This is a genomic window from Schnuerera sp., from assembly GCF_035459645.1.
Taxonomy (GTDB): domain Bacteria; phylum Bacillota; class Clostridia; order Tissierellales; family Tepidimicrobiaceae; genus Schnuerera.
Window position 1 is genome coordinate 1 of record NZ_DATHXO010000026.1, and the last position, 3,685, is coordinate 3,685.

The following is a 3,685-nucleotide window of genomic DNA, read 5'->3' on the forward strand; positions in this document are numbered from 1 at the left end:
GCTTGGTATGGCTAATGATAATGGGGTATAAATATTATAAATTGTTTTTAATCAAGGAAGAACATGACAAAAGATATAAAAACTTATTAAGATTGACCTCTCAGCTAAAAACCGAAGTTTATTGGATGGAGAAAAATATGACCCATATTGAAAAAGTAATGTCCAATGCTTATGAATTGTTCTCTAATATCAATGAAAATAAGAATAGAGGACAATGGGAAGCTGTCGCTTTGGAAATAGCTAAGGATGTTCATGAGATAAAAAAAGAGTATGGAATGGTTGTGATGGGAATAGAAGATATAATGGCAAATAGACTAGATAATACAGGTATGTATTTTTCAGACCTTATGGTTATATTAAAGGAAACTTTGGAAAGAGATATTAAAAAGCAAGGGAAAAATATTTCCATGGAATATTTATTAGGTAAAAATTTTTATACAGAAAAGCATTACTATCTTATGTCTATTTTAAGGAATATTGGAATGAATGCTATTGATTCTATAGAAAACAAAGGCAACATTACCATATCCCATATTACTGAAAACAATAAACATAAATTTATAGTTGAAGATGATGGATGTGGCATTAGTGACGAAGATTTACCTCATATATTTTCTCCAGGATATTCTACTAAAATAGATTATAATACAGGACAGATTAATAGAGGATTAGGACTTACTCTTATCGAAAAGCTTCTGGAAATTCATTTAAAAGGGAATATACAAATTGAATCAGAAGTTACTAGAGGAAGTACTTTTATCATATCTATTCCAGTTAAAGAATTGGAGGGTATTAATGAATGAGGTTTTTTATATTAGATGATGACATAAATGTCATACGTATATTAAAAAAGATTATTAATGATAAAGAATTGGGAACTGTAGTAGGAGAAGCAAAGGAGGGAGAAAAAGGAATACAAGCTATTAGAACTACTGTACCAGATATAGTTTTAGTAGATTTATTGATGCCTGGAATAGATGGATTAAGGGTTGTTAAACAGCTTAAAGAAGAATATCCAGATATAGAATTTGTAATGATATCACAAGTTTCTTCAAAAAATATGGTTGAAAAAGCTTATAGATATGGGGTAGAATATTATATATACAAACCAATAAATGCAATAGAAGTTGAAGTGATAATTAGAAAAGTAATAGAGAGGATTGAAATAAATAGAACTATATTGAAAATGCAAGAGATATTTAATAATAAACCAGAAAATGAATTAGCAAGGTTAGAAGGACATTGTGAACAATGTATCAATAATACACTAATAGAATTGGGTATTATCAGTGAAAAAGGTAGTGAAGAAATAATAAAAGTAGCTAAATATGTGATGAAAAAAGGTATAAATTTAAACAATACAACTATTCGTGAATTATGCAAACACTATACAGAAAACCCAAAATCTATGGAACAAAGGATGAGAAGAGCTATAAGTATAGCTATGACAAACATTGCAAATCTGGGCATTGAAGACTATATGAATGAGATATTTATAAAATATTCTAATAGCCTATTTGGTTTTGAACAAGTTCGGAGAGAGATGGAATATGTGAGGGGAAAGGTAGATAAAGGTGGTTCAGCTAATATTAAAAAATTTTTAATAGGACTAATAACGTTTTGTGAACATTTAAACAATTAATAATTTTCAGAAAACATTTCTATGTTTTTTGAAGTTTCTTGAAGGCCATATTATATACTTCTATTAAAAGAATGAGGAGGTATATATATATGGATTTTTTTATTAGACTTAATAATATGGTCAATGATTTTGTTTGGGGTCCCATAATGTTGGTTTTATTAGTAGGGACTGGAGTGTATCTAACCATTCGTACTAATTTTATGTCTTTTAGAAAACTAGGGTATATCTTAAAAAATACTTTATTTAAGATATTTGACAAAGATACTACTGGAGAGGGAGAGATTACATCATTTCAAGCTGTTGCAACTGCTTTAGCTGCTACAGTAGGTACAGGAAATATTGCAGGAGTTGCTACAGCTATAGCTATTGGAGGACCAGGTGCTATATTTTGGATGTGGCTTTCTGCACTATTTGGAATGGCGACAAAATTTGCTGAGGTTGTGCTTAGTATAGAGTATAGAGAGAAAACAGAAGATGGTAGATTTGTAGGTGGGCCTATGTATTACATAGCTAAAGGGCTTAATGCAAAATGGTTAGCTTATATATTTGCAATATTTGCAGCTATGGCAGCCTTTGGTATAGGAAATATGGTTCAATCTAATTCGGTTGCAGCATCTTTAGAAGTTAGCTTTGGAATTAATAAATGGGTTACAGGTTTTGTCTTAGCAGGATTAGCAGCTTTAGTTATGTTTGGTGGGCTTAAAAGAATTGCTTCTGTAACGGAAACATTAGTACCTATAATGGCAGGTTTTTATATTCTAGGTGGAATATTTATATTGATTAAGAATTTTTCAAGTATCCCAGCGGCTTTTGGATTAATCTTTAGAAGTGCTTTTTCAGGTACAGCTGCAGCAGGTGGATTTGTGGGTTCTACTATGGCATTGGCAGCTAGGATGGGAGTAGCTCGAGGAGTGTTTTCAAACGAAGCAGGCCTTGGTAGTGCTCCAATAGCTCACGCAGCTGCAACTACAGATCACCCTGTACGTCAAGGATTGTGGGGAGTTTTTGAAGTGTTTATGGATACTTTGGTTATATGTACAATAACAGCATTATTAATCATAGTAACAGGTGCTTGGAATACTGGGGAAACTGGAGCTGCTCTTACTACAATGGCCTTTGATATATCAATCCCAGTAATTGGTGGATATATTGTTTCTATTGGAATATTGTTATTTGCTTTTTCTACTTTGTTAAGTTGGTCTTATTATGGAGAGCGTTCTGCAGAGTTTATATTTGGACCTAAAGTAATAGTTCCATATAGAATTATTTGGATACCTTTCATAGTAGTTGGTGCAGTAGGAGGTCTTGAAACCTTATGGAATGTTGCTGATACTCTAAATGGTTTAATGGCTATTCCAAACTTAATAGGAATTTTAGGATTAGGTGGAGTTGTTGTTAAACTTACTAGAGATTTTTTTGAAACAAAATATGTTGAAGAATTAAAATATGCACCTGAAGAGCGATAAAACAAAAATAAAGCCTTTAAAGGCTTTATTTTTGTTTCTTATCTTCTCTATATCTTTCCATAACATCAGCAAATATATCTGCTGTACAAGGTGGGGTATAAGTAATAGAATTAGCTCCTGCTTCTATCGTATTTAATATGCTTTTTTCTGTAGGACCTCCTGTTGCAATAATAGGCAGTTCCTTGCCATATTCATTACGAATTTTTTTTACAATATGAGCTGTTTTAGCTCCTCCAGATACGTTCAAAATTCGTGCACCAGCATCTAATTTAGCTTTATAGTTGTCATTTTCAGTAACTACAGTAGCAATTATTGGAATGTCAATCCTATTGTACATTTTACTAATAACCTCAGGAGATGTAGGTGCATTAATAACTACCCCATAGGCTCCCATTAATTCCGCTTGAAGGGCAATATCTATAGATCTAATGCCTGTGGTAAGCCCACCTCCTACCCCAACAAAAACTGGCACAGGGGCTACTTCTAATATAGCTTGGGTAATTGAAAGCTGTGGGGTAAAGGGATATACGGCGATTATTGAGTTGGCGTTAGTATTTTTAATAATAGCTACATCTGT

The 3,685-nt window shown here is 32.4% G+C and carries 4 protein-coding genes; 3 read left to right on the forward strand and 1 reads right to left on the reverse strand.

Annotated features, from left to right (window positions below):
- The 3 genes from VK998_RS00625 to VK998_RS00635 all read left to right on the forward strand — a co-directional run.
- A partial coding sequence (locus tag VK998_RS00625) for an ATP-binding protein (RefSeq protein ID WP_325224332.1) occupies positions 1–803 on the forward strand: 803 nt, incomplete at its 5' end.
- Positions 800–1,642, forward strand: a complete 843-nt coding sequence (locus VK998_RS00630) for a DNA-binding domain-containing protein (protein WP_325224333.1) — start codon at positions 800–802, stop codon at positions 1,640–1,642. The genes VK998_RS00625 and VK998_RS00630, both read left to right, overlap by 4 nt.
- Positions 1,643–1,731: 89 nt before the next feature.
- Positions 1,732–3,108, forward strand: coding sequence for an alanine/glycine:cation symporter family protein (locus tag VK998_RS00635; RefSeq protein WP_325224335.1), 1,377 nt, complete (start codon positions 1,732–1,734; stop codon positions 3,106–3,108).
- A gap of 25 nt (positions 3,109–3,133) precedes the next feature.
- Here VK998_RS00635 and VK998_RS00640 read toward each other — a convergent pair.
- Positions 3,134–3,685: hydrolase (locus VK998_RS00640; protein WP_325224338.1), on the reverse strand; the 552-nt coding region annotated here is incomplete at its 5' end.